Annotated in this window: 23 protein-coding genes; 14 read left to right on the plus strand and 9 right to left on the minus strand. The window is 52.1% G+C overall.

All coding sequences use genetic code 11. The features are described 5' to 3' along the window. Positions 1 to 288: 288 nt before the first annotated feature. The gene (locus tag ACO0LD_RS31080; RefSeq protein WP_423013305.1) at positions 289 to 858 is read right to left on the minus strand and encodes an SMI1/KNR4 family protein; all 570 of its coding nucleotides are present in this window, start codon (positions 856 to 858) and stop codon (positions 289 to 291) included. Positions 859 to 1,340: 482 nt separating this feature from the next. Between ACO0LD_RS31080 and ACO0LD_RS31085 the strand changes: the two genes are divergently transcribed. Continuing rightward, positions 1,341 to 1,805, plus strand: coding sequence for a VOC family protein (locus ACO0LD_RS31085; protein WP_423013307.1), 465 nt, complete (start codon positions 1,341 to 1,343; stop codon positions 1,803 to 1,805). Positions 1,806 to 1,843: 38 nt separating this feature from the next. After that, positions 1,844 to 2,431 (plus strand): hypothetical protein, encoded by a 588-nt coding sequence (locus tag ACO0LD_RS31090; RefSeq protein WP_423013309.1) that lies wholly within the window; start codon positions 1,844 to 1,846, stop codon positions 2,429 to 2,431. A gap of 20 nt (positions 2,432 to 2,451) precedes the next feature. Here the strand turns inward: ACO0LD_RS31090 and ACO0LD_RS31095 are convergent, their stop codons facing one another. Next, entirely contained in the window at positions 2,452 to 2,889 is a 438-nt protein-coding gene (locus ACO0LD_RS31095; protein WP_423013311.1) for a DMP19 family protein, read from the minus strand. 65 nt (positions 2,890 to 2,954) lie between these two features. Between ACO0LD_RS31095 and ACO0LD_RS31100 the strand changes: the two genes are divergently transcribed. Next, on the plus strand, positions 2,955 to 3,851 hold the full coding sequence (locus ACO0LD_RS31100) for an alpha/beta fold hydrolase (RefSeq protein ID WP_423013313.1): 897 nt from the start codon (positions 2,955 to 2,957) through the stop codon (positions 3,849 to 3,851). 356 nt (positions 3,852 to 4,207) lie between these two features. Beyond that, positions 4,208 to 5,326, plus strand: coding sequence for a DUF4214 domain-containing protein (locus ACO0LD_RS31105; RefSeq protein WP_423013315.1), 1,119 nt, complete (start codon positions 4,208 to 4,210; stop codon positions 5,324 to 5,326). Between the two features lie 342 nt (positions 5,327 to 5,668). Here ACO0LD_RS31105 and ACO0LD_RS31110 read toward each other — a convergent pair whose 3' ends face one another. The 5 genes from ACO0LD_RS31110 to ACO0LD_RS31130 all read right to left on the minus strand — a co-directional run bounded on the left by ACO0LD_RS31110 (position 5,669) and on the right by ACO0LD_RS31130 (position 12,926). Next, positions 5,669 to 7,081: an OmpP1/FadL family transporter gene (locus ACO0LD_RS31110; protein WP_423013317.1), complete on the minus strand. Its 1,413-nt coding sequence runs from the start codon at positions 7,079 to 7,081 to the stop codon at positions 5,669 to 5,671. A gap of 66 nt (positions 7,082 to 7,147) precedes the next feature. Next, positions 7,148 to 7,966, minus strand: a complete 819-nt coding sequence (locus tag ACO0LD_RS31115) for an oxidoreductase (protein ID WP_423013319.1) — start codon at positions 7,964 to 7,966, stop codon at positions 7,148 to 7,150. A 41-nt stretch (positions 7,967 to 8,007) separates the two neighbouring features. Continuing rightward, positions 8,008 to 11,076 (minus strand): efflux RND transporter permease subunit, encoded by a 3,069-nt coding sequence (locus ACO0LD_RS31120; RefSeq protein ID WP_423013321.1) that lies wholly within the window; start codon positions 11,074 to 11,076, stop codon positions 8,008 to 8,010. Continuing rightward, the gene (locus ACO0LD_RS31125; protein ID WP_423013323.1) at positions 11,073 to 12,182 is read right to left on the minus strand and encodes an efflux RND transporter periplasmic adaptor subunit; all 1,110 of its coding nucleotides are present in this window, start codon (positions 12,180 to 12,182) and stop codon (positions 11,073 to 11,075) included. Before ACO0LD_RS31125 ends, ACO0LD_RS31120 begins: the two co-directional genes overlap by 4 nt. A gap of 84 nt (positions 12,183 to 12,266) precedes the next feature. Continuing rightward, a complete protein-coding gene (locus tag ACO0LD_RS31130; RefSeq protein WP_423013325.1) occupies positions 12,267 to 12,926 on the minus strand; it encodes a TetR/AcrR family transcriptional regulator in 660 nt (219 codons plus the stop codon). Positions 12,927 to 13,028: 102 nt separating this feature from the next. Here ACO0LD_RS31130 and ACO0LD_RS31135 point away from each other — a divergent pair, with 102 nt between their 5' ends. From ACO0LD_RS31135 to ACO0LD_RS31160, 6 genes are all read left to right on the plus strand, one after another. Next, on the plus strand, positions 13,029 to 14,489 hold the full coding sequence (locus tag ACO0LD_RS31135) for an efflux transporter outer membrane subunit (RefSeq protein ID WP_423013327.1): 1,461 nt from the start codon (positions 13,029 to 13,031) through the stop codon (positions 14,487 to 14,489). 767 nt (positions 14,490 to 15,256) lie between these two features. Continuing rightward, a complete protein-coding gene (locus ACO0LD_RS31140; protein WP_423013329.1) occupies positions 15,257 to 16,750 on the plus strand; it encodes a DUF4214 domain-containing protein in 1,494 nt (497 codons plus the stop codon). A 144-nt stretch (positions 16,751 to 16,894) separates the two neighbouring features. Further along, positions 16,895 to 17,350, plus strand: coding sequence for a hypothetical protein (locus ACO0LD_RS31145; RefSeq protein ID WP_423013331.1), 456 nt, complete (start codon positions 16,895 to 16,897; stop codon positions 17,348 to 17,350). A gap of 73 nt (positions 17,351 to 17,423) precedes the next feature. Beyond that, positions 17,424 to 17,966: a hypothetical protein gene (locus ACO0LD_RS31150; RefSeq protein WP_423013333.1), complete on the plus strand. Its 543-nt coding sequence runs from the start codon at positions 17,424 to 17,426 to the stop codon at positions 17,964 to 17,966. 272 nt (positions 17,967 to 18,238) lie between these two features. Continuing rightward, positions 18,239 to 20,206 (plus strand): ankyrin repeat domain-containing protein, encoded by a 1,968-nt coding sequence (locus tag ACO0LD_RS31155; protein ID WP_423013336.1) that lies wholly within the window; start codon positions 18,239 to 18,241, stop codon positions 20,204 to 20,206. Then, entirely contained in the window at positions 20,203 to 20,838 is a 636-nt protein-coding gene (locus tag ACO0LD_RS31160; protein WP_423013338.1) for a hypothetical protein, read from the plus strand. The genes ACO0LD_RS31155 and ACO0LD_RS31160 overlap by 4 nt, the downstream gene beginning before the upstream one ends. Here the strand turns inward: ACO0LD_RS31160 and ACO0LD_RS31165 are convergent. Then, positions 20,835 to 21,134 (minus strand): cyclic-phosphate processing receiver domain-containing protein, encoded by a 300-nt coding sequence (locus tag ACO0LD_RS31165; protein ID WP_423013340.1) that lies wholly within the window; start codon positions 21,132 to 21,134, stop codon positions 20,835 to 20,837. The genes ACO0LD_RS31160 and ACO0LD_RS31165 overlap by 4 nt on opposite strands. A 14-nt stretch (positions 21,135 to 21,148) precedes the next feature. Then, a complete protein-coding gene (locus tag ACO0LD_RS31170) occupies positions 21,149 to 22,159 on the minus strand; it encodes a hypothetical protein (protein WP_423013342.1) in 1,011 nt (336 codons plus the stop codon). 345 nt (positions 22,160 to 22,504) lie between these two features. On the opposite strand from ACO0LD_RS31170, the gene ACO0LD_RS31175 reads away from it, so the two are divergent. The 4 genes from ACO0LD_RS31175 (at position 22,505) to ACO0LD_RS31190 (ending at position 26,223) form a co-directional block, all read left to right on the plus strand. Next, a complete protein-coding gene (locus tag ACO0LD_RS31175; protein ID WP_423013344.1) occupies positions 22,505 to 23,251 on the plus strand; it encodes a hypothetical protein in 747 nt (248 codons plus the stop codon). A gap of 63 nt (positions 23,252 to 23,314) precedes the next feature. Then, on the plus strand, positions 23,315 to 25,093 hold the full coding sequence (locus ACO0LD_RS31180) for a Wzy polymerase domain-containing protein (protein WP_423013346.1): 1,779 nt from the start codon (positions 23,315 to 23,317) through the stop codon (positions 25,091 to 25,093). A 137-nt stretch (positions 25,094 to 25,230) separates the two neighbouring features. Continuing rightward, positions 25,231 to 25,785, plus strand: coding sequence for a hypothetical protein (locus ACO0LD_RS31185; protein WP_423013348.1), 555 nt, complete (start codon positions 25,231 to 25,233; stop codon positions 25,783 to 25,785). A gap of 72 nt (positions 25,786 to 25,857) precedes the next feature. Beyond that, a complete protein-coding gene (locus ACO0LD_RS31190; protein ID WP_423013350.1) occupies positions 25,858 to 26,223 on the plus strand; it encodes a hypothetical protein in 366 nt (121 codons plus the stop codon). Positions 26,224 to 26,515: the final 292 nt, after the last annotated feature.

Below are 26,515 nucleotides of genomic sequence, written 5' to 3' on the forward strand. Positions count from 1 at the left end.
GAGAGTTCTAATCGAGTCTGTCAGTGAAAACTGCAGATGCGCAGCGTTGTCCCTCCACCCCGACGCTTTCTAGTTTCCCAGAAATCGTCACTTATAACCATACAAGCGCAGCGTAATCGTACGCATGTCAACTACGGACTCAGATTTTCGAGTTTGATTTTCTCGTGATAATTCATATCCGACGTTTCGTTTTTCAATGAATGAAGTCCAGCAGACTTGCACATCTTTTTGTTATTGCGTGGCGCATCATTCGTACGTTTACGCTGCGCTAATCGTACCTACGCGACCTTATTCGTCAGAATAATCCTCGTCTGGATTATCTGGTAAATTCTTCGCGCACAAAGCAAGAAATTCCACATAATTTTTCGCGACTACTGAAACAGAATTGCCTTCCCAATTAACACAAATGATCTGCCCCATTTCGCCGCCTACTTCAGGATCGAAATCAAAACAAGTGTTAGACCAGTCAGTTGCATGAAATGGAATCCAGCCTTCTGACCACAAATCACTTTTTACGCTTCCTGAAGTAATGAGAGGACTATAGTTCCCATCGCCATTGCGGATATTGGCGTCGATCAAATCCTTGGCGATATCTCTGATAAGATGTAAGGTACTTAAAACTGATTTTGTACCAAACAAGTACCCGTTACAGAATTCAGTTGTCCAACCAGTAGTGCCGTTATGTCGCCTTAAACTGTCTAAAAATTCTACAGGCAGCCTGCCACCCAATTGTTTATTCAGGTCATCAATCTCATGATCTGATGCCGGATCATTGAGATACGATCCCAAATCCGTATTTGCATGGATATCGTTCCAGGATTCTATTTCTTCCCATATTTTTTCTAGTTGTTTATTCATATCAGTTTCTGTCAAATCTATACTTTTTCTATCACGATTTATTGCAGTACCTAGTACGCATGTCAGCTATAGCCCCAAATTTTCAATTTTATTTTCTCATGAAAATTCATATCAAACGTATTTTTTAGTGGATAAAGGTCTGACAATCACATGCATTTTTGTTGCCGCCCGACTCAGCATGCGTACGATTACGCTGCGTTAATCGCACGCAGGCCGCCTACAATGTGCAGGAAAATCTGTGCATGCGATATGGCTAATCAAATTTTTAAAAAATGTATTTCGCTACGCATGCAGCGAGTTTTCCCGTTAATTTACCGGTTCATGCAAATCATTGATAAAATACAAACACCCAAGATGCTGATAGTCTGGCTTCTGAGGCGGCAATAGTATCTGCATACTGTACGCCTGCAGTTCACGACAAATCATGATGGGCTGTTTGTCGTTGAGTGCAGTCTTCTCTCACATCAATTGGGCACATCCTCATGTCAAATATTTCCATACCTGTTGCTTATCGTGGCGCTACGCCTTATCTCATCATCAAGGGCGCTGCAGTTGCGCTTGAATTTTATGCTGCTGCATTTGCTGCCACTGAACTGGTACGTCTGGACGACGGCAATGGCAAGATCATGCATGCAGAAATCAGTATAGGCGATGCCTTGTTGATGCTGGCTGATGAGTTCCCGGACATGGGCTATCGTGGCCCGCAGTCGCTGGGTGGTTCGTCAGTATCCATACATTTGTATATGGACGATGTTGATGCCATATTCGCCCGCGCAGTAGAACTGGGGGCGACGGTGGCCATGCCCGTGGCCGATCAATTCGATGGTGACAGGCGTGGTACCCTGATAGACCCGTTTGGTCATGTCTGGCTGCTGGCAACTCGCAAGGAAGACGTTTCTTATGACGAGTTGCGTATCAGGTTTGCAAAGATGATGGGGCAGGGCTGATTGTCTGTTGATATCGTTCCTAAGCGGATTACCCATTGATGACAATGCATACTGAGAAAAAACCTTTACCTGTATCCCCATTCATTTTCGCCGCTGCCGTATTGGGTTTCTCGGCCCTGTACGTACAAATGCATTTGGCTATTTTTCTTTTGGTATTGATGCTGATGTTTGGCCTGGGGCTGTATGCCAGCTTCAGAGCCTTGAAGTTTTTTCGGTATTCTTTCGACGGCGCGCAGGCCGGGTGGTCATGGGCATTGATTGCACTGCTCACAGTATCCTGGTCGGCCTGGTTTTATGTGCCGACGACTTCTTTGGCGGAGCATGTTGATGTCTGGGTTTTTCAAAGCCATTATCAACATGAAGTCGCTAAAATCGGTAGTAACTTGCCAGGAAATTGCAAGAAAACAGATGACTGTTACGCTGACGACGGCAAGCCAGTGTATGTGTATTTCCCGTATGCCTTGCATGTACCGTTTTCAGATCATCACGGTATCCTGTATATAGCAGACCCTGAGCATGCGCCAGAGCAGGCGCGGCTGGATAAAATTGGTGGCATGATGAAGTGCGAGGATCAGCCTTTGCTCAAGCACTTTTATGCCTGTTTTATTACCGGGTATGCAGGGTAGGGGCCTTTCATTATCAGAGTTTATGCAGGCAAGCCACTCACCAGAAAAGCATGTGCCTCGGTCTGGAAATCCACTTTCTTGCTCAGGTAGGCGACGCTGAGTAAATGCAGCTGGTCTTTCAGGGGATTGGCTTCGCTGTAGTTGCTGGCCAAAAAATGCTGGTAGTCAGCTTTGTTCTTCAGGCACAGACTAATCGCCTGCACATAAAAATCATGGGCGATATGGGCATTGGCGGTGATCAGCATGTCTTCTATTTGCGCCAGTAAATGACCGCGCATATTGTATAAAAACTGGGCAAAGCCGCCCTGACGCACATCGTAGTCAAAACGTGCTGCCAGCAAGTGGGGCAGATGTGCGGCATGGGTGCTGGCGAGTTCTTGCCAGTTGCCAGAACTGGTGCTTGCCAGCCAGAGATTGAGCTGGATGACGATGGCAGCTTGTAGATTAGTTGCGGGCATGGATGGTTTGATGAAATGGAATCAGACTGTAGTATGCTAGCAGAATATTAATAAAAGGATTTTATATGATACTACGTCGTCACCTGCTCAAAACCGTACTGGCACTCAGTTGTGCTGCACTCAGCCCTGTGGCTGCCTGGGCTGCTGCTTTCAGCTCTGAGCGTATCAGTGTCAAGATAGAAGGTGAGGGCAGTGATGTGATCCTGGTGCCTGGCCTGGGTTCTTCACCACGGGTGTGGACCGAGCTGGTCAAGGCGGTGCCTGGCTATCGTTATCACCTGGTGCAGGTGTCTGGCTTTGCTGGTCAGCCTGCCGGTGGCAATACAGAGGGCGCAGTTGCGGCACCAGTGGCGGAAGAAGTCGCGCGTTATATTGCCCAGCTTGTGCCGCATGGTTTGCAAAAGCCTGTGCTGATTGGGCATTCCATGGGTGGCTCCATAGGCATGATGGTGGCGGCACGTCACCCGCAGTCCATCAGCAAGTTGATGGTGGTGGATATGTTCCCTTTCCTGGGGGCGATGTTTGGCCCACCAGGTACGACTGCGCAAAGTATCAAGCCCATGGCAGATGATATTCTGGCAAAACTGCGGGCAGCCACACCTGAAGGCCGTGCGCAAAGAACAGGGGCGACGATCAATAGTATGGTCAATAACGTCGCCATGCGCCCAGTTGCGCTGGACGATGCGCTCAAGAGTGACCCGGATGTTTCTGCCCGCGCTTATCATGAATTGATCACGACTGATCTGATGCCTGAGTTGAAAAACATCGTCGTGCCAACTTCGGTTTTATATGTCGTGCCGAACGGTGCACCGGTGACGCCAGAGCAGATGGATGGTTTTTACAAGATGGCCTATTCGAGCGTGAAAGATATCCAGCTCAAACGCATTCCGGCCAGTGCCCACTTCATCATGTGGGATCAACCTGAACAGTTTCAGGCTGAGGTCAAAGGCTTTTTGAAGTAAGTCTGAAAGTTAGCTGGAACTCAGGCTCAGCCTCAGCCTCAACTCAGCCAGCAACGGGCTTGAGTCCTGAGCCAGCGTTTTTCTTCCTTGAAAATCTCGTCGCTTCATAGCTATGTTGCAGTGAAACGACGGGCTATCATTAATTGTCGGTACCCAAGGTATAGCCACGCGATACCTTCATAAAAACGCCCTCATTTTTAAAGCTTTTTGACAATGCTGTCATCCGGTGAGCCTGTTATTGCGTTAATGCAGCAAGAGGATGGATGAGCAGTTTTACTGTGCGGTAATTCAAACGCTGGCTTGTTCTCCATTGTTGATGCGTTTTTTCGAGAGTAATGAAGTGAGGGGAGTGAGATATGGCATACGTCTATGGTGATGATGGTGTGTACGATGAGAGAACCAAGGGTTACGACTCCAGTTCCCTTAGCGCCAATTTCCAGGTCAATCTGGGCAAGGTCTCGTTTGGTAAATTGTCTGCAACGGATTTGACTGACTGGTACCAGCTTAATCTGGATGGCCCCGGCACTTATACTTTGGTGGTGTCTACCGACGTCGTCAATAACTATAGCGCCACCAATGATTGGCGTGAAACCTATAGCGGCATCGAAGTCAAGATCACTGACAGTGCAGGCAACCCGCTGGCTGGCCTTGATACCAGCTACGCCAGCCTGACTACCGATGGCAGCATTGTCTTCAATTACACAGGCGGTTATTCTCACGGCGATTTTTTTGTGCGCATCAGCAATCTGTCGTATGCAGCTACTGACTACATCCTGGGTTTGAATCTGGCTGTACCTGGCAAGAATATCTATGGCACCAGCGGCAATGATTATCTGCAGGGCACAGTGGGTGACGACAATATTGCTGCCGGTGCGGGTAATGACACCATCGTCAGCAGCGCAGGCAATGATGTGATTGATGGTGGCAGTGGCCTGGACTTCTTGCTCCTGGCGGGCAAGCTGGGTGACTATGCCATCAACGGCACGACCACCAGTTTTACCATTAAGGACACGGTAGGCAAGGATGGTACAGATTCAGTGTCACAGGTAGAGCGTTTGATCTTTACTGACTCTGCACTGGCCTTTGATATCAACGGTGCGGCTGGCCAGGCTTACCGCCTTTACCAGGCAGCCTTTGGCCGCAAGCCTGACATGGCCGGGCTGGGATACTGGATAGACAGGATGGATCATGGTGTCAGCCTGACGCAGGTTGCGGCAGGATTTTTCCAGTCGGCAGAATTCCAGAAACTGTATGGCAGCTTCCCCAGCACGACGACGCTGATCACTAATTTTTACCAGAATGTCTTGCACCGTGCGCCGGATCAGGCCGGTTTTGATTACTGGTCCAACCAGCTCAACAAGGGCATGATTTCACCCGCAGGCGCACTGGCCAGTTTTTGCGAAAGCGCAGAAAACCAGGCACAGGTAATAGGGCAGATACAAAACGGTGTGGTCTATACCGAATGGCTGGGGTGATTATTGAATAAGACTTACGCAAAGCCGTCCCAACTGCGTTGCAGCTCCTGGTCGTACTAAAGGCCTGTCTTCGTCGCTCCGCCTCGCTGGGACAACTTTGTGTAAGTCCTTTTGAGGTGATCTGCTTTCGTCGATTTACCTTGTTTTGACAATTTTGCGTAAGTTCTGGTAGTGTCGCCGGGCAATCTATCAAATTCAATATCGCGTACTTTTACTGTTGCGGTATTAGTCAAGATGGCAAAATGCCATATAAGTATCAGCAATGATTTCAAGAACTTACGCGCCGGGACTGCCCACGCAAGTCCTCATCAAGCAGGCTGAAATCAGGCACCCTCGGTTGACTCAGAACTTGTAGTTGTAAGCCACGCTGATCATATTCAGGTGGGTTTTCCAGGTACCCTTGGTTAACTCCCCATTGCCGGTACATCCACTGATTAAAGGCGAACAAGAATTCTTGTAGCTGCCGTCCGCATCCTGAAAGTGCAAATAGGAATACTCCAAATCGACGGAGGAGTTGTTGTTTAGCTTCCAGTTCGTTCCAGCCGACAGTTGCAAGCGGTCAGCATCAGGCAGAGCCGGGTGGCGCAGGTTTGTACCAGCAACTGGCGACTGGTCGTATGCTAGTCCGCCACGCAAGGTGAACTTTTCATCGAGCTTGTAGCTCGCTCCTGCCGAGAAGCGCCAGGTATTTTTCCAGTTCTGGAGGATCACCTCGTCGCCTTGCACGGTTCCGGGAAACTGGATGTTCAGGTCCTTCAAACGCGAGGTGCGTGTCCAGGTGGCATCTCCCATCACGGCCCACTCAGTATTGATCTGCCTGAAACCGCTGATGGAGAAGCTCTCTGGAGTGTGGATGTCCAACAGCACAGCGGAGTTGTTTTTGGCCGAATTGGCGGCAATGATCTTGTTGACTAGCGGATCAGTGGTGACGTTAAAGTCCCACACAGCACTGCCCTTGAGCTTGTGCGAGATTGCAGAACGGTAAGACAAGCCCAGGCGCGTGTTCGGGTCCAACTGGAACAGATAGCCCAGATTCCAGCCATATCCCCAGTCTTCGCCATTCATAGAACCGTGACCATCCTTGACGCTTGCGAGGGCTGCCGGGTTGCCGCCAGACGCAACAATGGCACGTAGCAATGCCGTTGCCGCTGGCGTGCCAGCCAGGGCGGCGATCGAACCAGGCACATCCACCCCCTGCCCCAGATTGGCTTTCATGAACTGTGCGTTAAGCCCGAAGCCGAAGGAATGCTGTTCATTCAGCTTGAAGCCAACAGACGGATTGAGATTGAACGATTCCAGCTTCACATTGGTCAGCGCGTAACGGCCAGACCAGTTGTTGTCGTAGTCCAGCTTGGTACCATAAGGCACGAACAGACCAAAGCCAGCAGCCCACTGGTCGTTGATCTTCTTGCTGACATACAAGGATGGCGCCGCCACCATGCCCGGCGTGTAGCTATCCTGGGTAGTCAGGCCGCCAGAAGTGGTGCCGGTGAATCGCCTGGAGCCGGTGTCGGAGAAGGTCGAATGCGGTACGACGGCGGTCACGCCCACTGCGATCTGGGTGCCATCCAGGTAGGTCAGGCCAGCCGGATTGGTGAAGATGGTGGAGGCGTCAGCCGCTTCGGCACTGTTGGCTTCAGCGGTGCTCTGGGCAGACACACTCTGAGAGCCGAAACGGTAGCCGGATGCATGGGAGGATAGGGTCACAGCACCCAAGGCGGTGGCGATGGTCAGGGTAAGGATTTTTGGGTTCAAGATATAGTCTCAGTCGTTGTTAATAGTTTAGGTAATTCATGCAGCACAGTTTCTCGACACAGTTTCTCAGCAAGATTTCGCAGTAAGCCCGAAACTTTTCCGTAGACCTTTCTCAACTGGGCCAGCGGGCATGAAGCGGTGCAGCTTGGCCAGAAGAGACGCTTCACCTTTGGGTGTATGGCGCATCTTCCATGCACCAATGGCGGCGTCGACAATCGTGGCGGCAACTCCATCGGGCGCAGGTGCTTTTTGGACGTTGTTTTGTATGGCCTGGGAAACGATGCCAAGTTCATTGCTGTAATCAGGGATTCTTGAGACGGTCTGGGGCGCGTTGAGATCCAGGTTGGTTTTTGTAAAGGATGGTTCGACAAGTGCCACGCGAATGCCAAATTGACGTACCTCGTGATCCAGGGATTCGGACAATCCTTCAACTGCATGCTTGGATGCCGAATAAAGCGCCATATATGGCGCAGGCAAAAAGCCCAGAACTGAGCTAACGTTGACGATGCGGCCAGAACGTTGCTCGCGCATGTGCGGCAGCACAGCCTTGATCGTGCGCAAAAGGCCGAAGAGGTTGGTATCAAACAAGGCCTGCGCTTCGGCAAGCGAGGTTTCTTCCGTCGCGCCAAGCAAAGTCACACCAGCACTGTTGACCAGCACGTCGATGCGCTTGGCCTGATCTATGATGGTCTGGATTCCGCGCTCAATCGACGTTTCGTCCCGGATATCCATCTCAATGAGTGCAACGCCTGGTATTGTTTGCGCTTTTGCCGGGTTGCGCACGGTACCGAATACCCGGCAACCAAGCCTGGCAAATTTTTCAGCAGTGGCGCGCCCAATGCCTGATGAAACACCGGTAACAACGACAACTTTAGAATTCGACATAGCATTTCCTTTTGTATAAATGAATGAGGATGGGCAAAAAATCAGCTTTGCGATGGGCTTGGCCTGATCTTGAACCAGATGGAATACATCGCCGGCAAGAACACCAGGGTAAGAATCGTTCCTGCGAAGGTACCGCCAATCAGCGTGTAGGCAAGCGTCCCCCAAAACACGGAATGAGTAAGCGGAATGAAGGCGAAAATGGCCGCCAATGCCGTCAGAACCACAGGTCGGGCACGCTGCACGGTGGCTTCGACAACTGCGCGGAATGGATCCAGCCCGGCCTCTTCGTTTTCACGAATCTGCCCGATCAATATCAGCGTATTGCGCATGAGGATGCCTGACAGCGCAATCAGGCCAACCAGCGCATTGATGCCAAATGGCTGCTGGAACAGAAGCAGCGTCGGCACCACGCCGATCAGTCCCAGTGGACTGGTCAGGAACACCATGACCATCCCCGAGATCGAGCGGACCTGCAAGATGATGACGAGCAGCGTGAGCGCAATCATGATCGGAAACAGCGGTAGCATCGCCGTAGAAGCCTTGCCGGATTCTTCTATTGAACCAGCCTGTTCAATTCGGTAGCCCGATGGAAGCCCGTCGATAATCGGCTGCAACTGCTTCATGATGGCGCTGGAAACATCCGGCGGTTGCAGACCTTCGGCGATGTCGCCGCGAACCGTGATGGTCGGTGTACGGTCACGACGCCGCAGAATGGGATCTTCCATAAGCACGTTGACGGCACCTACCTGAGACAGCGGGATACGTTGCCCTGCCGAGCCGACCAGCGTAAAGCCTGCGATCTTCGTGGGGTCGAGGCGGATATTGCCGGCCGCACGGCCAACCACCTGCACTGAGCGGATATCCTCGCGTACCTCCGTAAGCGGTGCCCCGTTCAGCAGGAACTGCAACTGCAAGGCAACTGAAGCAGAGGTAAGACCAACACCCTGAAGCCGGTCCTGGTCGAGCGTGAAGTGCAAGGCAGGTACACGCGGGCCCCAATCCGTGTTGACGGTGCGAAGCATCGGACTGGCGTGCATGACGCTCTCGACTTGCGCGGAGATCGTGCGTAGCTTGTCAGGGTCCGGCCCCATGACGCGGTAGGCCACGGGGAATGGCGAAGGAGGGCCGAATACAATTTGGGTAACGCGCACCCGCGCCTCGGGCGCCAACCCGTCAGCCGCCGCCTGGCGCAATCTGAACTTGAGGACTTCGCGTTCCTTGTCGTCACCCGTGAGTACCACGATCTTGGCAAACGACGGATCGGGCAATTCAGGTGACATCGCCAGGAAGAAGCGTGGAGCGCCCTGGCCGATGTAGGATGTCACGATCCTGGCTTCCTTCTGCTTCGCCAGCCAGGCTTCGACCTTTGCCGTTGCGGCACTGGTTTGCTCAATGGAGGTACCATACGGCATCTGCACTTCAACCAGCACTTCTGGCCGGTCAGAGGTCGGGAAGAACTGCTTATTGACCAGCCCCATGCCAGCGATGGCCAACACAAACGTCCCGATGACCGCTCCTGCCACCAGCCATTTACGGGCGATGACACGTCCCAGCACTTGCCGGAATCGGTTGTAGTGGCGGGTGTTGTAGATGGCTTCGTGCCCACCTTCAACCTTCTTGATGTCTGGCAGCATCTTCACACCCAGATAGGGTGTAAATACGACTGCCACCACCCAGGACGCGATCAAGGCGATGCCGACGATCCAGAACATATTGCTGGTGTATTCGCCTGCCGTAGAACGCGCGAAGCCATTGGGCATGAAGCCGATGGCGGTAACCAGCGTGCCAGAAAGCATGGGGGCCGCTGTGTGGCTCCAGGCGTAGGCAGACGCCGCAACGCGGCTATACCCTTCCTCCATCTTCACCACCATCATTTCGATGGCGATGATGGCATCGTCCACCAACAGGCCCAGCGCCAAAATCAGTGAGCCAAGGGTGATGCGGTCGAAGTTTTTGCCCGTGGCCGCCATGATGACGAACACGGCAGCTAACGTCAGCGGTACAGCCGCTGCGACCACGATGCCAACGCGCCACCCCATGCTGACGAAGCAGACCACCAGCACGACGAGCAAGGCAACGAAAAACTTCACCATGAACTCGTCCACTGCCGAGCTGATGTTGACAGCCTGATCGGTCACCTTGGTCAGGGACATTCCCAGCGGGAGGCTGGCGTTGATCCTGGTGATTTCCGCCTCAAGCGCCTTACCGAGATCGAGCCCATTCCAGTCGTCGCGCATCACGATGCCCAGCAGCAGTGCCGGTTCACCGTTGTTGCGGACCTGGAAGGTAGTCGGGTCTTCATAGCCGCGTTCGACGGTCGCCACATCCGACAACTTCAGCGTCCGCCCATGCGCGGCAACCGGAGTCTGTCGGATCTTCTCCAGATTATCGAACGCGCCATCGACACGAAGGAAAACCTGTGGTCCCTTGGTCTCGATGGAACCGGCGGGGGTCAATACGTTTTGGCTGTTGAGCGCGGCGAAGATATCCTGCGGCGTGACGCCTAGCGTGGCCAGGCGGTCGTGGGAGAAAGAGACGAAAATGCGTTCAGGTTGCTCGCCTATGATGTTGACCTTTTTCACGCCCGCGACGTGCAGCAGTTGCTGGCGCAGCACTTCCGCATCGCGCACCAGCAAGCGTTGCTGTTCGCCCTTCGCTTTCAGGGCAAGGAGCGCAAACGTGACGTCGGCATACTCGTCGTTGATAATCGGCCCGATGACGCCGGCAGGCAGCTTTTTGGCCTCGTCCCCAAGCTTCTTACGGGCTTGATAGAACTCTTCCCGAACCTCCGAAGGTGGCGTCTTGTCGGCCAGGAAAACCATGGTGAACGCCAGACCGGGACGTGTATAGGTTTCCGTGCGGTCATACCACCGCAACTCTTGCATGCGCTTTTCCAGTGGCTCAGCGACCTGATCCTGCATCTCCCTGGCCGTTGCTCCCGGCCATGCGGTGACAACGGTCATCTGCTTGATCGTAAACGGCGGGTCTTCCGCACGCCCGAGTTTGAAGAAAGCAAGAATTCCAGCAACCGATATCAAGAAAATCAGGAACAGTGTAATGGGTCGTTCACGCACGGCGAGCGCCGACAGGTTGAAACGAGCTTCGCTCATGGCGTCACTCCCGGCGTTGTGGCAGCGGCCTGTGTGGTCATCCGCACTTGCTGACCTTCGCGCAGCAAATGCGTGCCGAGTGCGACTATCCGGTCACCTTGTTTGAGTTGTCCGGTGATATACCCCCCATTGTCATCCAGACGCTGGACCTTGACGGCACGCCAGGCAACCTTTGCCGGCTCACCTTCGAGCACCCAGACTCCTGGCCCCTTGCCTGCATCAAACAGGGAAGCAATAGGTACCCGTAGGCTGTCCTGCGCAACGGCAAGCCCGCCCGCAATCTGAATGGTGACAGTAGCGCCCAATGGGGCATTGGATAGCTCACCATCGAGCACATACCGCGCTTCAAAGGTGCGGGTTAGCCGGTCTGCCGTATCTGAGAGTTGTCTTAGTTTGGCCGGAACAATAAGGCCCTCTTTACCAAAGAGCGCGGCCTGGCCAACTGAACCGACGGCAGGGCGCAAGGTTTCCGGCAACTGGATAACGGCTTCGCGATGTCCGGCACGAGCAACACGCACCACGACCTGACCAGCGTTGACAACCTGGCCAGGTTCAACCAGCGTTTCCATGATGACGCCATCAGCATCTGCCACCAACTCTGCATAGTGGCTGGCGTTACGCGCAACTTCTGCCTGGGCTTCGGCTGCGTTGAGCTGGGCTTTGGCAGCATCTGCCGCAGCCTTGATCTGGTCATAGGCTGATGTCGAAATCGCACCGGTTCCACGCAGGTCACGGTAACGGGCCTCATCCTCGGCTGTTTGTTGCGCTCGCGCCCTGGCGGCAGCGACCGCTTCTTGCTGGGCATGCGCTGCGAGCTTCAGGTCGGCTGGGTCGATGCGCATGAGCACCTGCCCACGCTTGACAGTTTGGCCAGTATCCACAAGGCGCTCCAACACTTTGCCAGAGACCCGGAAACCAAGATCGCTTTGTACCCGGGCGGCTACGGTTCCCGTGAAAGTACGTGATGCAGCGGCCGCGCTTTGAACAGTAGCCACACGTACCAACGGCGCTTCGGTACGAGGGTCGGCTTGCGGTTTTTCAGTACAAGCAACCAGCGCAAACGGCAATACAGATATAAAAGAAGAAAAAACGAGGCGACGGAACATAGGAATCCCATATAGAACTGAACAGGATTCCTATTTTGGGACTAGTGACCAATATTGTCAACAGTCACATAATGTTTTTCGTATTTATGGTGAAAGGCTGCGCAACACCAGACTGGATAGTTGAGCCGGGGCCTCATCAGTGGAATCCAGACTATGCTGCAAGATGAGTGGATTGAGATAAGGACGAATCACCAGGTAAATTGCCGCCGCCGCCTCATCGAGCGGGGTCTTGCGCTCAAACTCCTCGGTCTCGCGCCCCTGACGCAGAATATCTTCCAGCATGAGCTTGATGCGCTCCTCATAGGTACGTACTGCCTCCCAATGTTCGGTAGCAGCTGAGGCTGCAATGTCATACAGCTTGCGGTCTTCAAAAAACAGGCGAAGGCTGGACTCGACAATAGCCTTGAACATGCGCCGGAATTTCTCTGGCGGATGCTTGACCCCATCAACAGCTGCCCTGACATCCGCTTCAATCTCACGCAGGCAATTTGCGCAAATCAGTTCGCCAATGGCCTGTTTGGACTCGAAGAACTTATATATATAGGCTTTGGAAAAACCGATGGCCTTGGCAAGGTCGGAGACAGTAGTCTTTTCGTAACCATACAGGCGAAAGTGCCCGGTAGCGGCAACGATGATCTGATCCCGCACTTCGTGATCGACCGGCCCCCGGGCCGTGGCCGGATGCGTGGTCGCCGTGGGGGCGGTTGTGGTGGTTGTGGTGATTGTGGTGGTTGTTTTGCTCATACCCGACAGCTTACCTCTTAAATTTAATTTACACAACATGTGACCATTTCATGATATAGTCACTAAATACTTCGCCCCCTTTTCACTTCACGGAAGATGCCCATGTCGATCAAACGCTCTCTCTTGATGCTCGTCGCCACCAGTCTTGCAGCAGGCTGTGCTGTCGGACCGGATTACCGTCAACCTGCCCACGCTATGCCAGACCGTTACTTAGGTCAGACCGCAATTGAGCAACGGCATGCAAAAGCCACCGCGGACTTCGTCGCCTGGTGGGAAAGCTTTGGTGATCCGCAACTGACCCGCTTTGTAACACTGGCGCTGGCGCAAAATCTGGATCTTGCCCAGGCGTCTGCTCGTGTCGCTCAGGCGCGAGCAGGGCTTGGTGCCGCGAATGCCGCGCTGCTGCCTTCCGGCACCTTCAATGCCCAGGGTGCACGCGCCTACCAGTCGGTTGAAACGCCCCTGGGGCAAGTCTTGAATTCAAAACCTAATTTCGATCGCCACGGCAACGCCTATGAGGCCAACCTCGGCGCAGGCTGGGAACTGGATGTATTCGGCGGTGTGCGTCGCAGTCGGGAAGCTGCACTTGCTGAATATCAGGCTTCTGAAGCGGGTGCCACGGCAACACGACTGGTGGTGGCAGCACAAACCGCCGACATCTATATAAATATCCGCGGATTACAAGCCCGCCTGGACATCGCTCGCAAACAAGTACAAACACAACAAGACCTGCTCGCCAGGATCAATCTGCTGTTTGGCAAGGGACTGGTGGCAGAACTTCAAGTGCGACAAGCCGAGGGCGCGCTGGCCCAGTTGCGGGCATCGGTGCCTATCCTTGAAACAGGGTTGGATACCGCCCTGAATGCGCTGGATGTCATGTTAGGAAAACCGGCTGGCACCTACCGGCTTGAGCTGGCGAATACGGGCTTTATTCCAGCTGCACCGCAGATCGCATCCACTGGTGCCCCAGGTGATTTGCTCAGACGCCGGCCCGATCTGATCGTGGCAGAACGCCGCCTGGCTGCGTCTAGCGCCCGTATCGGCATGGCGATTGCCGAGTACTATCCCAAACTTTCCTTTAGCGGACTGATCGGCAGCGCGACATCGGTGTCTGGCACCAACCTGTTTACCAATGGTGCGGGCCAGGCAGCAGGTGTGCTGGGTCTTCGCTGGCGTCTGTTCGACTTTGGTCGCATCAACGCACAGATTGATCTGGCCAAGGGGCAGGAAGCCGAAGCGCTAGCCGCTTATCGCCTTGCCATGCTGCGTGCGACCGAAGATGTAGAGAATGCGTTCTCGGCCCTCGTCAGACGTGAAGATCAGGCTGACATCCTCACTCAGGGTGTGGGCTCGCTCAGTCAGGCAAGGGGAGCTTCGTTTGCAGCATACCAAAAAGGCGTCGTCAGCCTTATCGAAGTACTGCAAGCAGACGAAAACCTGCTACGCGCCACCGATATGCAAGCGCAAGCACGTACCGAATCAGCACGTGCTGCGGTCGCGGCATTCAAGGCACTGGGTGGCGGTTGGCAACCCAGTCAATCCGATGCGGTAGCAACGAGATAGCTCGAGTACACATCAACAGCTGTGAAGAAGTATTGGTACGCTATCTTGGATTTGCTACTCGTATGGTAAAACAATTTTAAGGACTGTTGCGAAATTAACCTGGCCTTGGCGGCACCGGGCCATCTTAATCTCGCAACAGCTACTCAATGGTCAAGCCCCCATTCATGCCGGGTATATGGCCCTGAATAACAAGAATATTGCTGACGCCATTCTTGATCGCCCGATTCACAGTTCTCACGCGGTACAACTTGAGGGTGGATCGTTCAGAGAAAATCTAAGAAACTCCTCAATTAACGCTCCAAATTATAAATTCTGACTTTAATGAATCTTAAAGCGGTGACTGCCAATGGAAATAAATGGTTTTCATAGCAAAACGCAGACTTTCATTACAAGACAATGTGCTGCCGCGGACTATAAGCCCATAGCCTATTTCGACAGGGGCATGAAACACGAGCACAGGACATCATTTTTTCGTTCTCACAATTTTTGCATGAGTCAGTTTTTCTTAGGCGCAACCTGGTACAGCTTATTTGCAACTGAGGTACAACTCAGGTACAACTCAGGTACAACTCAGGTACAACTCAGGTACAACTCAGGTACAACTCAGGTACAAATTAGCTACAATTTAAACGTAACTTAAATGCAATAGTGATGCTGGCAGCAGACATGAAGCCGACGTGCGCAGGCAGGTCACTGATTTCAAGATGCGTTTGCACGTCGAACTTGAATCCGCCCTTTAATTGAAGCCTTTAATGAAGGTCAGCAAAATGGCTAATGTAGATAATCTTAATTCTCTCGGTGTACGTCATGCATCCGGTCTGAATATCATCCAGGCAGCAGTCGATACCACGCCGCCCGTCCTCAATTCTCTGATCATCCCGGCCAGCATCAACCTGGCGAATGGCAATGCGCCGTTATTCATCAGGGCCGGTGCGACCGACGTCGGTTCGGGGGTTGCCAGCGTCATGATAGAGCTCGATAATTTCATTGCCTATGATGTCAAGATCCATGGCGGCACCCTGAGTGCCTTTGTGATTGATGGGCAGGATGATAGCTGGTCAGACGGATTATCCAGCCAGACCTATACCATCGCCAGCAACAACAAACCCGGCGACTATCATGTGCTGCGCGTGCAGGTGATAGACAATGCGGGCAATAGCACAACCTATGAAGCAGCGCAACTCAAGGCCATGGGGGTCAACACCACCATCAGCGTGCTGGCCACGGCAGACACTGCGCCACCCACCGTGCTCTCATTTACCCCGGCAGCCACAGGCAATGTAGTGCAGGTCAATGGTGACCTGGTGTTCACATTCAGCGAGGCGATACAGGCGGGCACTGGCAAGATCGTTCTCAAGGATGGTGCAGGCAATATTGCCGCCAGCATTGATGCTGCTGGCCCTGGCATCAGCATTGCAGGCAATACCCTGAGCATACATCCCGGCGCGGCGCTGGCATTTGACACCAACTACACCGTCAGCCTGCCCTCTGGCAGTATCAAGGACCTGGCTGGCAATAACTATGCGGGTTCCAGTGCCTCCAGTGCGTATTCATTCTGGACTGCATCCAACCCCGCCCAGGTAGGGCTGACCATCAACGGCACAGATGGTAATGATGTGTTGACCGGTAGCAATCTCAACGACAATATCTCGGCAGGTGCGGGGAATGACCGCATCATTGCCAGCCCTGGCAATGACAGCATCTTTGGCGACAGCGGGCTAGATACCCTGGTCTTGTCCGGCAAAATGGCCAACTACACGGTGTCTGGCACGCCTGCGTATTTCATCCTCAAAGATAATGTTGGAACTGATGGCAGCGATTCAGTCGGCCTGGTAGAGCGCTTGCAATTCACCGACGTGACGCTGGCCTTTGATCTCAACGGTGTAGCTGGCCAGGCTTATCGTCTGTACCAGGCCGCATTTGGCCACAAGCCTGATCAGGCAGGCCTGGGATACTGGATCCAAGCCATGGATAAGGGCGCCAGCCTCAATGCTGTCGCGGCAGCCTTTGTGCAGTCAGCAGAATTCCAGCAACTGTATGGCGCCAATCCCAGCACCACGACCCTGATCACCAACTTCTATCAAAACGTCCTGCACCGCGCACCAGATCAGGCGGGTTTTGATTACTGGTCCAGCCAGATTAACCAGGGCCTGGTTACGCCTGCTGCCGCACTCGCCAGCTTTTGTGAAAGCGCAGAAAACCAGGCGCAAGTCATAGGGCAGATACAGGGCGGGATAGTGTATACGGTGTGGGCGGGGTGATGCAGACGTGCTGACATAAACCGGGGGCGCTTTATTTGCGCTGCCCGGTTTTTGCTTTAGTATTGCGGTTGCGTTTGACATTACGTTTGCACCAAGCCTGGTAGCAGAGCATGTCATTTTGCTCTCAGGTGCAATTGAAAAGCCATGGACAAGAAATTAAAGAAAAGAATATCAGACCAGTTCGCAGCATGTATGCAAAAAGAATTACAGGCATTTTCCCTATTTCGCGGACGTAGTGATTACTTCTTTGATACTGAAACGGTTTGGGAGGACAGCTCTACGGTAGCAGGAGTCAATCTCTATGTGATTTTTACTCCAGAGTTCAATGGCAGAGACCAATTTACCATTGAAATGGGATGGTCGAGATTGCAGCGTTTTCCTCAACTTGTCCGCAGGCCGTCATTATCCTTTGCCTCTGAATTTGCACATTGCTCTGATGCCCAGGAGGCAACGGCCCGCCTGCCAAAAATAATATCTCTTGAACTGGATTCATGGATAGAGGTAAACAAGGATAATGTAGAAGAAGTGATATCCATGCAATTTAAAAATTTAATGGAACATGGCATGCCATTCTTAAAGAAAAATTGTCTTCCCCGCTGACCGGGCAGCTTGGGTCTTGCCTCGTGATTCCAGCAAATATTCAAATTTGATGACCTGATGAAAACTTTAAGCAATGGCTGAAAAGAAAATTTACGCAAAATTTATCGCCGCCTTTTGGATGGTCGCCAGGGGGAAATATCCCTTTATCAAAAAACTGGACAAGCCATTTTGTCCTGCCATACCTAAGAGCAGCAGCTTTTATCTGGGGCTTCATCACAAACTCGAGAAGCATATTTTGATCAATTTTCAGCCTTCGAATAAGTCATGGCAAGTGGGCGAGTTCACAATCAATATCCACATTTCAGAAAAATTTGAGCCCACCAGCAACTTTCATCCTAAAGGCGGGGAGTTTGAACGTTTTGCCGACGGTTTTTACCGCTACCCTTCGGTGATCAATAGGGATAAGTGGTGGTGCCTTAATTGCACATCTTTAGACTCCTCGCTTCAGTCATTGATCGATTATTGGCGACCAAGTTCTTATGAAGTCGAGGACATTATTATCCAGGAAGCTGTGCAGGATGTCTGTCTTACTTTGGAAAACGGTCTTCTTGACCGGCTGGGATTTTTGCGTGAAGAAGACGGCAGAAAGGTAGATTGTGTCGAAGAAGTGAAATGAAAAATTTATGTCGAATTGCTCAGTATTGATCAGGCACGGTCTCGATCAGATAGCGGCGCAAGCCTTGAATTGCGTACAGGTTGCGAAAAAAATTTGGGACAAAATATGCGGGGTAATTATTCGCCCCATTTTTTATCACAAGCTTCCTATTAAATCAGTCAAGTATGACATCTGGATGACATGTCCCGTGATCCATGAGGGCTGTTGCATCTACCCATCATAGTTTCATCGCTGATATTGCAGTGCGCAAAGCGGTTTGCTACATTGCAGCCATGATAAAAACAAAAAGAATAAGTAGTAAATTAGGTGCCAGTTTGTTTGCCCTGGTGTTTGTCGTAGGTTTTGGTATAGGTGGCTGGTACGGTGGGGTTTTGCCCATGGCCCGGCAACTGCAGGGCTGGTGGCGTGCCGGTGACCTGGTGGCGGTGCAGGCCAAAATCGATAAGCTGGAGCTGCGCGAACATCGCTCTGAAGATGGCCCCAGCTACTCAGTCGATACTGAATTTGTCTACCAGTATGGCGGCAAGACTTACCGCAGCAAACGCATCAGTGTCGGCGGTGATAACAGCGATGGTTACAATGGCTACAATCACAGGACCCACGCCAACCTGCTGCAAGCCCGTAGCAATGATCAAAGCGTCACCCTCTGGATAGATCCGCAAGACCCTGCCTTTGCCGCGTATGACAGGCAATTGCACATCAATCGCCTGATTTTCCTCATCCCTTTTGCTACCTTGTTCCCGGCTGTCAGCCTGGGTGCCTTATGGGCGCTGTGGGCGATATGGTTCAAGCCCGATGAAGAAGAAACTGGCGGTGAATTCAAAGGAAATGGGCAACATGCACCATATGGTTCTTCAGGCAAGCTGGAACTGCAGGCAGAACGCAGTGGTGCCGCCGCCCTGACCGTGTTTGCCGTGATCTGGAACCTGATCTGCATGCCGGTGGCCGCCACGGTGTATATGCAAAAAAATGCAGGTGGCATGTTGATCGCCTTTATCACCATGTTCCCGCTAGCAGGGGTGGGCTTGTTCTGGGCAGCAATACACATGGGATATGTGCGCAGGCGCATTGGTAACCCTTGCCTGAGCGTGGCGCAACAGCCTTACACCGGTGTTGAAGATTTACCGCTGCGCCTGCGCTTTGATCCGGCTCTGGGGCAGCGCATGCGCACAGCGGCAACGCATTATCCGGTGAAGCTGGAAGTGTTGTGCGAGCATGTAGACAGTCGTGGTGAAGACAGCACGACAAAGACGCTGTGGTCACAAGATCTGGGCACAAAACAAGTCGTGCATGGTGCGCAAAGCATGGACTTCAAGATCAGCCTGCCCGCTGACATGCCCGCCAGCGGCACGCAGGATCACAAAGACGTAGAAGTTATCTGGAAGCTCAACATCAAGGTGCTGGATGCCGAACTGATCTTCACCTTGCCAGTGCGGCAGGGTGTGGGCGGGCCAGTCAATGCCAGCGAGGTGCTTGAGCAGCTATACCCCCGCGAGCCTGTTACCCTATTTGGTCTGCCCAGACCACCAGGCGACAGTCGCAAGCAAACCCGTAGCTGGTTCTGGGCCTATGGCATTTTCTTTATCCTGATCGCAATTACCGCAGTCGCCATTTTCAGCAGTGCGGGTGATAGCGGCAGTCGCAGGCGTAATTCAAATAATGATCACCCTGAAGTACCAACCGAAACACTGGCGCAACTAAAAGCCAGGCTGGATGCCGGTGCCGATGTCAACGCCAGAGATACTGAAGGAAGCAGCCTGCTGATGCAAGCTGCCGACAATAACGACATCGCCAAAGTGCGCTACCTGCTGGAAAAAGGAGCGCAAGTCGATCTGATGACACCGCTGGATGCAAACGGCAATGGCGAACGCAGCGCCCTGTTCGCTGCGATCAACAATGATGGTGTCGAGATCGTGCAAGCACTGGCCGATGCCGGTGCTGATCTGCGCCGCCCAAGCAATAAACTGTGGACGCCCATGCACTACGCCGCCTACAAGGGTGCACTGAAAAGCCTGCGCTACCTGCATGAACGCGGGGTCGCCATCGACCAGACTTTCGATGGCGGGCGTGGTTCTACACCCCTGATGATTGCTGTCCAATACAATCAGCTTGCCGTAATCAGCTTCCTGCAACTGGCAGGCGCAGACCGCGCCAAGAAAGACTTGTATGGCGAAGATGCCTGCGGCTATGCAAGGTATTTCAAACAGGCACAGGCAGCCACTGCGCTGGGGTGCTCATGAGTGAACTTACAGCAACTGCCAGGCCAAAGATAACACGCCGGTATATACATGCCGAAGATGCCACGCACACTAATCTCCTGGTGGCGTCCATCGTCTGCCTGCTGATGACTGCAGGTTTTTCCTGGGGAGCATCAAGGCAATGTGGCAGCGCTTGTGTCTCTGGGGAGTATCTGCTGATATTTTCTCCCGTCGCCAGTATCATGCTAGTGGCGCATGCTTGCTGGCGCATTTACCTGCGCAAGCGCTTGGGCAGGCTGGTGTTGCAGTTGCCAGTGCCCTTGCATCCGGGCTGCAGGGATGTGCCTGCGGCCCTGACCTTCACCGGGGGACTGGGGCAGGGCATGCGCCAGCCAGCGGCAGACTATCCATTAACATTGGAAGTCGCTTGCATCCATGTAACTAACAGTGCAGAGGAAAACTCCACGAGTACCTTGTGGTCGAAAGAACTCAAGCGCAGGCGCATCGCCCATGGCGCAGGCAGGGTAGATTTCACACTCAGCCTACCCGCAGAGCTGCCACGCAGTGGCCCGTTAGGACGCTCGGAATTCAAGATCATCTGGAAATTGCAACTCAAAATGCTAGGGACCAAAGTGAGTTTTGTCTTGCCCGTGAAGCTGCTTGCTACCAACTAGATCTTTTGCAGATGCCGCAAGATGCTCTGTATGCCTGCTTCCATTTTCTGCCGGGCAGAAGAATTGGCAGAATGCACGCGCATCTCCTGTGGCGGTATAAAACCCTTGGTCATGACGGCTTCTTCTATCCATAACACCACGTCGTAGCCGGTGCCGTGTTGATCATCGCCTAGGTCATGATCAAGACTCAAGTGAGTTACAGCACCAGTTTGCAGTAAAGCGATCGTGTCTTCCGGCCAGTAGGTACGTGTCCAGCCTTCAGGCGTTACTCTTTCATCGTCAAGATAAACTTTCATGTATTTTCAGATTCTCATTTTTGGAAATTATTGTTCAACTTATCCATTTCAGTACTGCTTTTCTTGAGGTGGCGTTGCTGCGTTTCTTCCTGCTCCTTGAGGATGTCTTGCAGCTTCTGTTGATGAAGATTGAATTTTGTCAGCGTGGCCTGGTCGCGGAACATCAATTGTTCCCCCTCCATAGTCCATTTCTTTTTGTCTGCCAATACCATGAGCATGCTTTCAATTTCCTGCACGGCTTTCTTTTCAAGCTGCCAGTTTTGCATGATCTGGGCTTTTGAATTTTGTGCGCCCCGGTTAAAGCCATCCAGCATGCTTTGTTTTGTGCCTTCATCCAGCGACAGGGAACGGATTTTTGCCCTGCCTGTGTCATACAAGCTGTCTGTACTGGCCTCGAATTTGCTGATGATGGCTTTGGCCTTATCGAGGATGACTTTGCTTTCAAGCATATCCTTATCATGCGCAATGCGCTTGTAATCCATGATGCGGTCCCAGTCTGCTGCATTGAGCTCGCGCAAATAATCATTCTTGTAGGCGGCAGCACTATTCATGAAGTCTTTCATGAAACGTTCCATTTCCCCAAACTGGCCACTTGCTTTGGGAGTGGTGGCCGGGCCGGTTTCCACAATCTGGGACAGCACGTTACCGTCTTTGCTGTCATTGTTTTTTTGTATGGCCGTGGCCAGGCGCTGCATTTCCTCCTTGGCAGATTGCATCGCGACAGCGGCTTGCAGCTTCTGTTTATCCATGCTGATCTTGCCTGCCGCGAACATGGCAATATAAAAAAACAGCAGGACAGTGATGTAGTAAGCCCCACTGCGCTTGCGCAAGAACAAGCCATAAAATGCAGCTGCACCAACAGCCGCATAGATAAAGAGTTGCCCAGCCAGGTAAGCCATGCTTGCCATGTTCTTATTGCCCAGCTGATAGGCAACATAGGCTGCCACAGCGCAGGCAGGTAGCAAGAATATCAGCCACAACAGTTTGTTTAGCCGGGATGTATTTGTTTGATCTTGTTCATTCATGGCAAGGACTTGAGATGGGATTTAAAAAGGCAGTGCACAGAGGGGAAACCACAATCTGAATCACGCATCAGAGTGTGCCGTAATGTTGATTTTAATGCAAATATTTATCCTGCCCCTGCAGTTGTATCCAGGGATGCATGGCGTTCACGTGCTACAAAGTGTTGCCAGTCTTGATTTGGCGGGCAAAGCTCATTAGAATATGTATGCTTTTCTTTGATTGTGACCGATGCCCCGGTCGGTAATGTCAGGTCGATGGAATCGCTGCGCCATATTAGGCTAAGACGCCCTGATGTGACAGAACCGAAGCCGGTCCCTGGGTTTTTCTTTCGATTCATGTCAACTACTATGAAAACTTCTATTTCTCGCTATCGTGCCAGCGGCACGCATTTTATTTTGAGCTGCATGGTTGGTCTTTGCCTGCTCATGATGTGCTGGTTTATGTGGTACCCGACGCCTATGCTGAGAGCCATTGGCGGTTATGAAATTTTCTTCCTGATTGTTGGTATCGACGTAGTGCTGGGGCCAGCATTGACACTGGTTGTATTCAAAGCAGGCAAGAAAGGGTTGGTGCTTGATCTGGCTGTCATTGCCATTGTGCAGATGTCGGCATTCTTGTACGGCGTCAGTACCCTGCTCGAAGCTCGTCCCGCTTATATCGCCGCTTTGGGAAAATATTTCCAGGTAATACAGTCATCTGAAATTACCGACGGTAACCTGAATAAGGCAAAAACCACTCTGCCTTTATGGGGGCCCAAGCTGGTCGGTGTCAAGGACCCTACAGACCCTGTTGATATCAGCGCCGCGCAGGCAATGGAGTCAGTTGGTGGTGGTAAAGGCCATATGCCACATTTGCACATTCCGTATGCAGACATGAAAGACGAAATTCTTAAAAACGCTGAAGATTTCGACATATTGGAAAAAAACAATGCCGACAAGAAGGCTGAAATACAGGCATGGTTGAAATCAAACGACTGCGATGAAAAAACCTGCAAATACCAGCCCATCAAGATACGCGTCTCGACTTTCCCTGCCGTGATCGACGCAAAAACGGCCGCCTATAAAGGCATCATGCCGATTGCTCTCAAGCTGTAATTCTCACCCGGCCTGGTTTGGCTCACAGAGTCTGACCGGGCCAATTCTTGAAATGTATCCCTAATGGCATCCGCAAAGGAAGGCAAGCTGGCATTGATCATTTTTGCGGTAGCAATTTTTTTCAGCTACGCACATCCATATCATATCCATCCCTACAGAACTTTTTATCATGAACTGATCATTTGCCTTGGTCTGGTTGGTGCGATGGCGTATTTTGTTATTCGCCCGGTGCCCGCAATGACGCTGGGCGCAGAGTCGACCGCCCCCGTCAAGGCCGCCGCAGTGCGTCTGCGCTTTCCGGCTTTGCTGGCATTGCCAATCGGTATCGTGCTGCTGATCTTGCTGCAGGTCGTGCTGGGCATGATAGTACCGGCCAGCTTCGTCGCTTTTCCCATCATGTACTTGCTGCTGTTTGCTGTTGCCATCGTGTTTGGCAGCAGCCTGGCGCTGGACAAGTCAACACTTGACATGGCAACGAGAGCAATTGCGCTGGCCAGCCTGCTGGCAGCGTCGCTGTCGCTGGTGTTTCAGCACATCCAGATCATGGGGCTGGATGCGACGCCATTTGTCATGTACATCGCCAAAGACCCCAACGTTGCCATGCGCCCTTTTGCCAACGTGGCGCAACCAAATCAACTGGCCCTGCTGTACTTCTTCGCGCTGGCAGGGCTTTGGTATTTTTATCGCACACACACATTTTCTGCCTTCAGCTCCGCTGCCATTGCAGCCCTTATCTTGTGGGGTGCAGTGCTGACGCAATCGCGCATAGGCTGGATACTGGTGCCGCTGTTTTTTGTCTATACCGTCCTGCAACTGGATACAAACAGGCGCAAGGGCGCACTCGTCATGCTGGCCCTGGTCATTTTGTATGCAGCGCTGACCTTTTGCCTGCCACAAATCAGCCAGGCCATGGGGTTTTCTGCAGGCTCTGTGGCAGACCATGTGGGCGGGCGTTCAGAACGCACCGGCCTGTGGCAAACTGCCTGGCAACTGGCAGCACAACACCCCTGGCTGGGTGTCGGCTGGTTTGGCTACGGCCCCGGCCAGGTCAGCGTAGGCGCAGATTTTGCCTCCAGCACCTATGCCGAACATGCACACAACTTGCTGCTTAACTTTGCCGCTGAACTGGGCTGGCCAGCAACAATACTGATCATGGGTGGCCTGTGCTGGTGGTTTTACCAGACCTGTATAAGTTCCTCTAAAAACAAGGCCCCCAAAAGCATGCCATTACAATTTTGCAGCCTGTGCCTGGTTGCTGTTGGCGTGCACAGCATGGTCGAATTTCCACTGTGGTATGCCTTTGTCCTGCTACCTGTTGGCGTCCTCATGGGCATGGTGCACCAACTGCGCTGGTCTCGCGCTGGCACAGCCGTCAAGCCAGGTATCGTACTCACCGGGTTTGTCGTGGCTTGCGTGCTGATGATGGCAATCACGCTGGATTATCAACGCGTTGTTGGCGGTTTCAAGGTCTTGCGCAATGCGCAGGCTAGCTTCCAGACACAACAAGAATTCTTGCAAAAACCCCGGTTTACCCTGTTCCCGCAATTCTTTGAATACTTCAAACTGACCCGCATCAAACCGCATGAAGGCATGTCAGCCGAAGAAATCAACTACATAGAAACCTGGAGCCCCCGCTTCGGCTTCGTCCACATCCTCAGCCAGCAAGCCGAGATGTACGCACTCAACGGCCAACCCAAAAAAGCCGCCCGCACCATGCTCACCCTGCAACGCCTGCACCCCATCCCTTATCCGGAATATTATGATTACTGGAAAGCCAAGGGCGCAGAAGATCCGCGATATCAGGCAGTGTTTGAGACCATGCCTGCGCGGGATGCGCCTTGATTTGGTAAGTACCATTTCACTTGCATCGCTGCATGGTAAAGATGATCTGCTTTAGCAAGCCTGGCAGGCGTCGCCATCAAGGGCATCAAAATTTGATCAACGGCATTTGGTATTGTGCGCACATAAAGTAAGTTTCCATGCAAAGCTTGAAAGTGGTAATTAATTTTTTCGGCGCATATCGCTCATTGCCAGGGATGTTTTTTGCTGCCCTGATGTCCATGGCTGGCTGCTCAAATGCGGTTGAATCTGCACACATTTTTACGGGAACTAACGGACCAACTAAACCCCAGGCGTACCACTTTGAAAGTAGGTCTCAACTTGATAACTCATGGGTAAAGTCTGCATTGAGTAGCTCTGATTACGAACAGGTTTTATCAAAAATTGATTTTAGACGGCAGATATTGGTTGCTGTTTCAGTAGGGGAAAGAAATTCTGTTAGCGAAAATGTCCAGCTTTGGAGAATCAGATTGCTCCCTGTCGGAGAAGACACTATCGTTGATGTTTCTGTTAAGGTTGGTATGGTGAGTAAAGAATGTAGAAAGGATTTCACGTCATACGTTTTTGTTCTAGGTACATTCGAAAAACCAAAGCAAGCACTGAGCTATGGCAGCTATGATATGGATAATTTCAATGCTGGTTGTGTGACTGAGTTGTCAGGACAAGCGAAGGTGGGTAATCCACCTGCAAATTAATCAGATTTCAGTCTGTAAATAAAAGCCCGCAGGCGAGATTCAATTAGCGCAATCATTACCTGGTATCTACTTGTGACTAAAGACACTGCCACAACTCTCGGGTTTATTTTCGCACCTTTAATTGCGGCAATCATTATTGCATTGAGGTCGCCAAATTTTGGTGGGCAAGATTTTATTGCATATGGTCTCGTCCCAATTTTTTATTTCTTTACATTTTATACCGCTATCCTGTTAGGAGTTCCAGCGTTTTTATTGCTTGATCATTTCAAGCTGGTTAACTGGTGGTCTATCATTGGATCTGGCACAGTGATTGGCGCTTTAGCGGGGATTTTTATACGATTGCCGAGTACACCTCACTTAAGCGATTTGTTGCCAACAACACCAATCGGCAGTGCGTCTGCATTTGGTTTCTGGTTGATTTGGCGTATGGCTCGCTAATAAATCGGCAAAAGAAGGGTGGGGCCTTCATACATTTCCTTTGTATAGAAATGTCGTAATGTAAGACCTGACCCAGATTTTTGGATATCGACTGGTTACTGGGGCAGTTTGGAATCAACCGCAAGCAGGCACGTTCGGCCTATGCACAATTTGTGTTGGAATGTTAGACCTGATAATCATCTAGCCGCCTCCCTCCGCTGGCGTTAGCCAAAGGAGTAAAGTTAAGGTGCGAACGAAACTTTAACGGGGAGGACGGTATGTTATTTTGCGGCATAGACCTACATTCGAACAA

It is taken from the genome of Undibacterium sp. Ji83W, from assembly GCF_049340385.1.
In the GTDB taxonomy this organism is placed as follows: domain Bacteria; phylum Pseudomonadota; class Gammaproteobacteria; order Burkholderiales; family Burkholderiaceae_D; genus Undibacterium.

Coding starts and splice junctions, on each gene's coding strand:
- ACO0LD_RS31150 (WP_423013333.1), top strand. CDS start 17,424: ATGGCTGAAAAGAAAATTTACGCAAAATTTATCGCCGCCTTTTGGATG.
- ACO0LD_RS31115 (WP_423013319.1), bottom strand. CDS start 7,966: ATGTCGAATTCTAAAGTTGTCGTTGTTACCGGTGTTTCATCAGGCATT.
- ACO0LD_RS31165 (WP_423013340.1), bottom strand. CDS start 21,134: ATGAAAGTTTATCTTGACGATGAAAGAGTAACGCCTGAAGGCTGGACA.
- ACO0LD_RS31085 (WP_423013307.1), top strand. CDS start 1,341: ATGTCAAATATTTCCATACCTGTTGCTTATCGTGGCGCTACGCCTTAT.
- ACO0LD_RS31100 (WP_423013313.1), top strand. CDS start 2,955: ATGATACTACGTCGTCACCTGCTCAAAACCGTACTGGCACTCAGTTGT.
- ACO0LD_RS31135 (WP_423013327.1), top strand. CDS start 13,029: ATGTCGATCAAACGCTCTCTCTTGATGCTCGTCGCCACCAGTCTTGCA.
- ACO0LD_RS31145 (WP_423013331.1), top strand. CDS start 16,895: ATGGACAAGAAATTAAAGAAAAGAATATCAGACCAGTTCGCAGCATGT.
- ACO0LD_RS31155 (WP_423013336.1), top strand. CDS start 18,239: ATGATAAAAACAAAAAGAATAAGTAGTAAATTAGGTGCCAGTTTGTTT.
- ACO0LD_RS31120 (WP_423013321.1), bottom strand. CDS start 11,076: ATGAGCGAAGCTCGTTTCAACCTGTCGGCGCTCGCCGTGCGTGAACGA.
- ACO0LD_RS31140 (WP_423013329.1), top strand. CDS start 15,257: ATGGCTAATGTAGATAATCTTAATTCTCTCGGTGTACGTCATGCATCC.
- ACO0LD_RS31080 (WP_423013305.1), bottom strand. CDS start 858: ATGAATAAACAACTAGAAAAAATATGGGAAGAAATAGAATCCTGGAAC.
- ACO0LD_RS31125 (WP_423013323.1), bottom strand. CDS start 12,182: ATGTTCCGTCGCCTCGTTTTTTCTTCTTTTATATCTGTATTGCCGTTT.
- ACO0LD_RS31090 (WP_423013309.1), top strand. CDS start 1,844: ATGACAATGCATACTGAGAAAAAACCTTTACCTGTATCCCCATTCATT.
- ACO0LD_RS31170 (WP_423013342.1), bottom strand. CDS start 22,159: ATGAATGAACAAGATCAAACAAATACATCCCGGCTAAACAAACTGTTG.
- ACO0LD_RS31105 (WP_423013315.1), top strand. CDS start 4,208: ATGGCATACGTCTATGGTGATGATGGTGTGTACGATGAGAGAACCAAG.
- ACO0LD_RS31185 (WP_423013348.1), top strand. CDS start 25,231: ATGCAAAGCTTGAAAGTGGTAATTAATTTTTTCGGCGCATATCGCTCA.
- ACO0LD_RS31095 (WP_423013311.1), bottom strand. CDS start 2,889: ATGCCCGCAACTAATCTACAAGCTGCCATCGTCATCCAGCTCAATCTC.
- ACO0LD_RS31180 (WP_423013346.1), top strand. CDS start 23,315: ATGGCATCCGCAAAGGAAGGCAAGCTGGCATTGATCATTTTTGCGGTA.
- ACO0LD_RS31175 (WP_423013344.1), top strand. CDS start 22,505: ATGAAAACTTCTATTTCTCGCTATCGTGCCAGCGGCACGCATTTTATT.
- ACO0LD_RS31130 (WP_423013325.1), bottom strand. CDS start 12,926: ATGAGCAAAACAACCACCACAATCACCACAACCACCACAACCGCCCCC.
- ACO0LD_RS31160 (WP_423013338.1), top strand. CDS start 20,203: ATGAGTGAACTTACAGCAACTGCCAGGCCAAAGATAACACGCCGGTAT.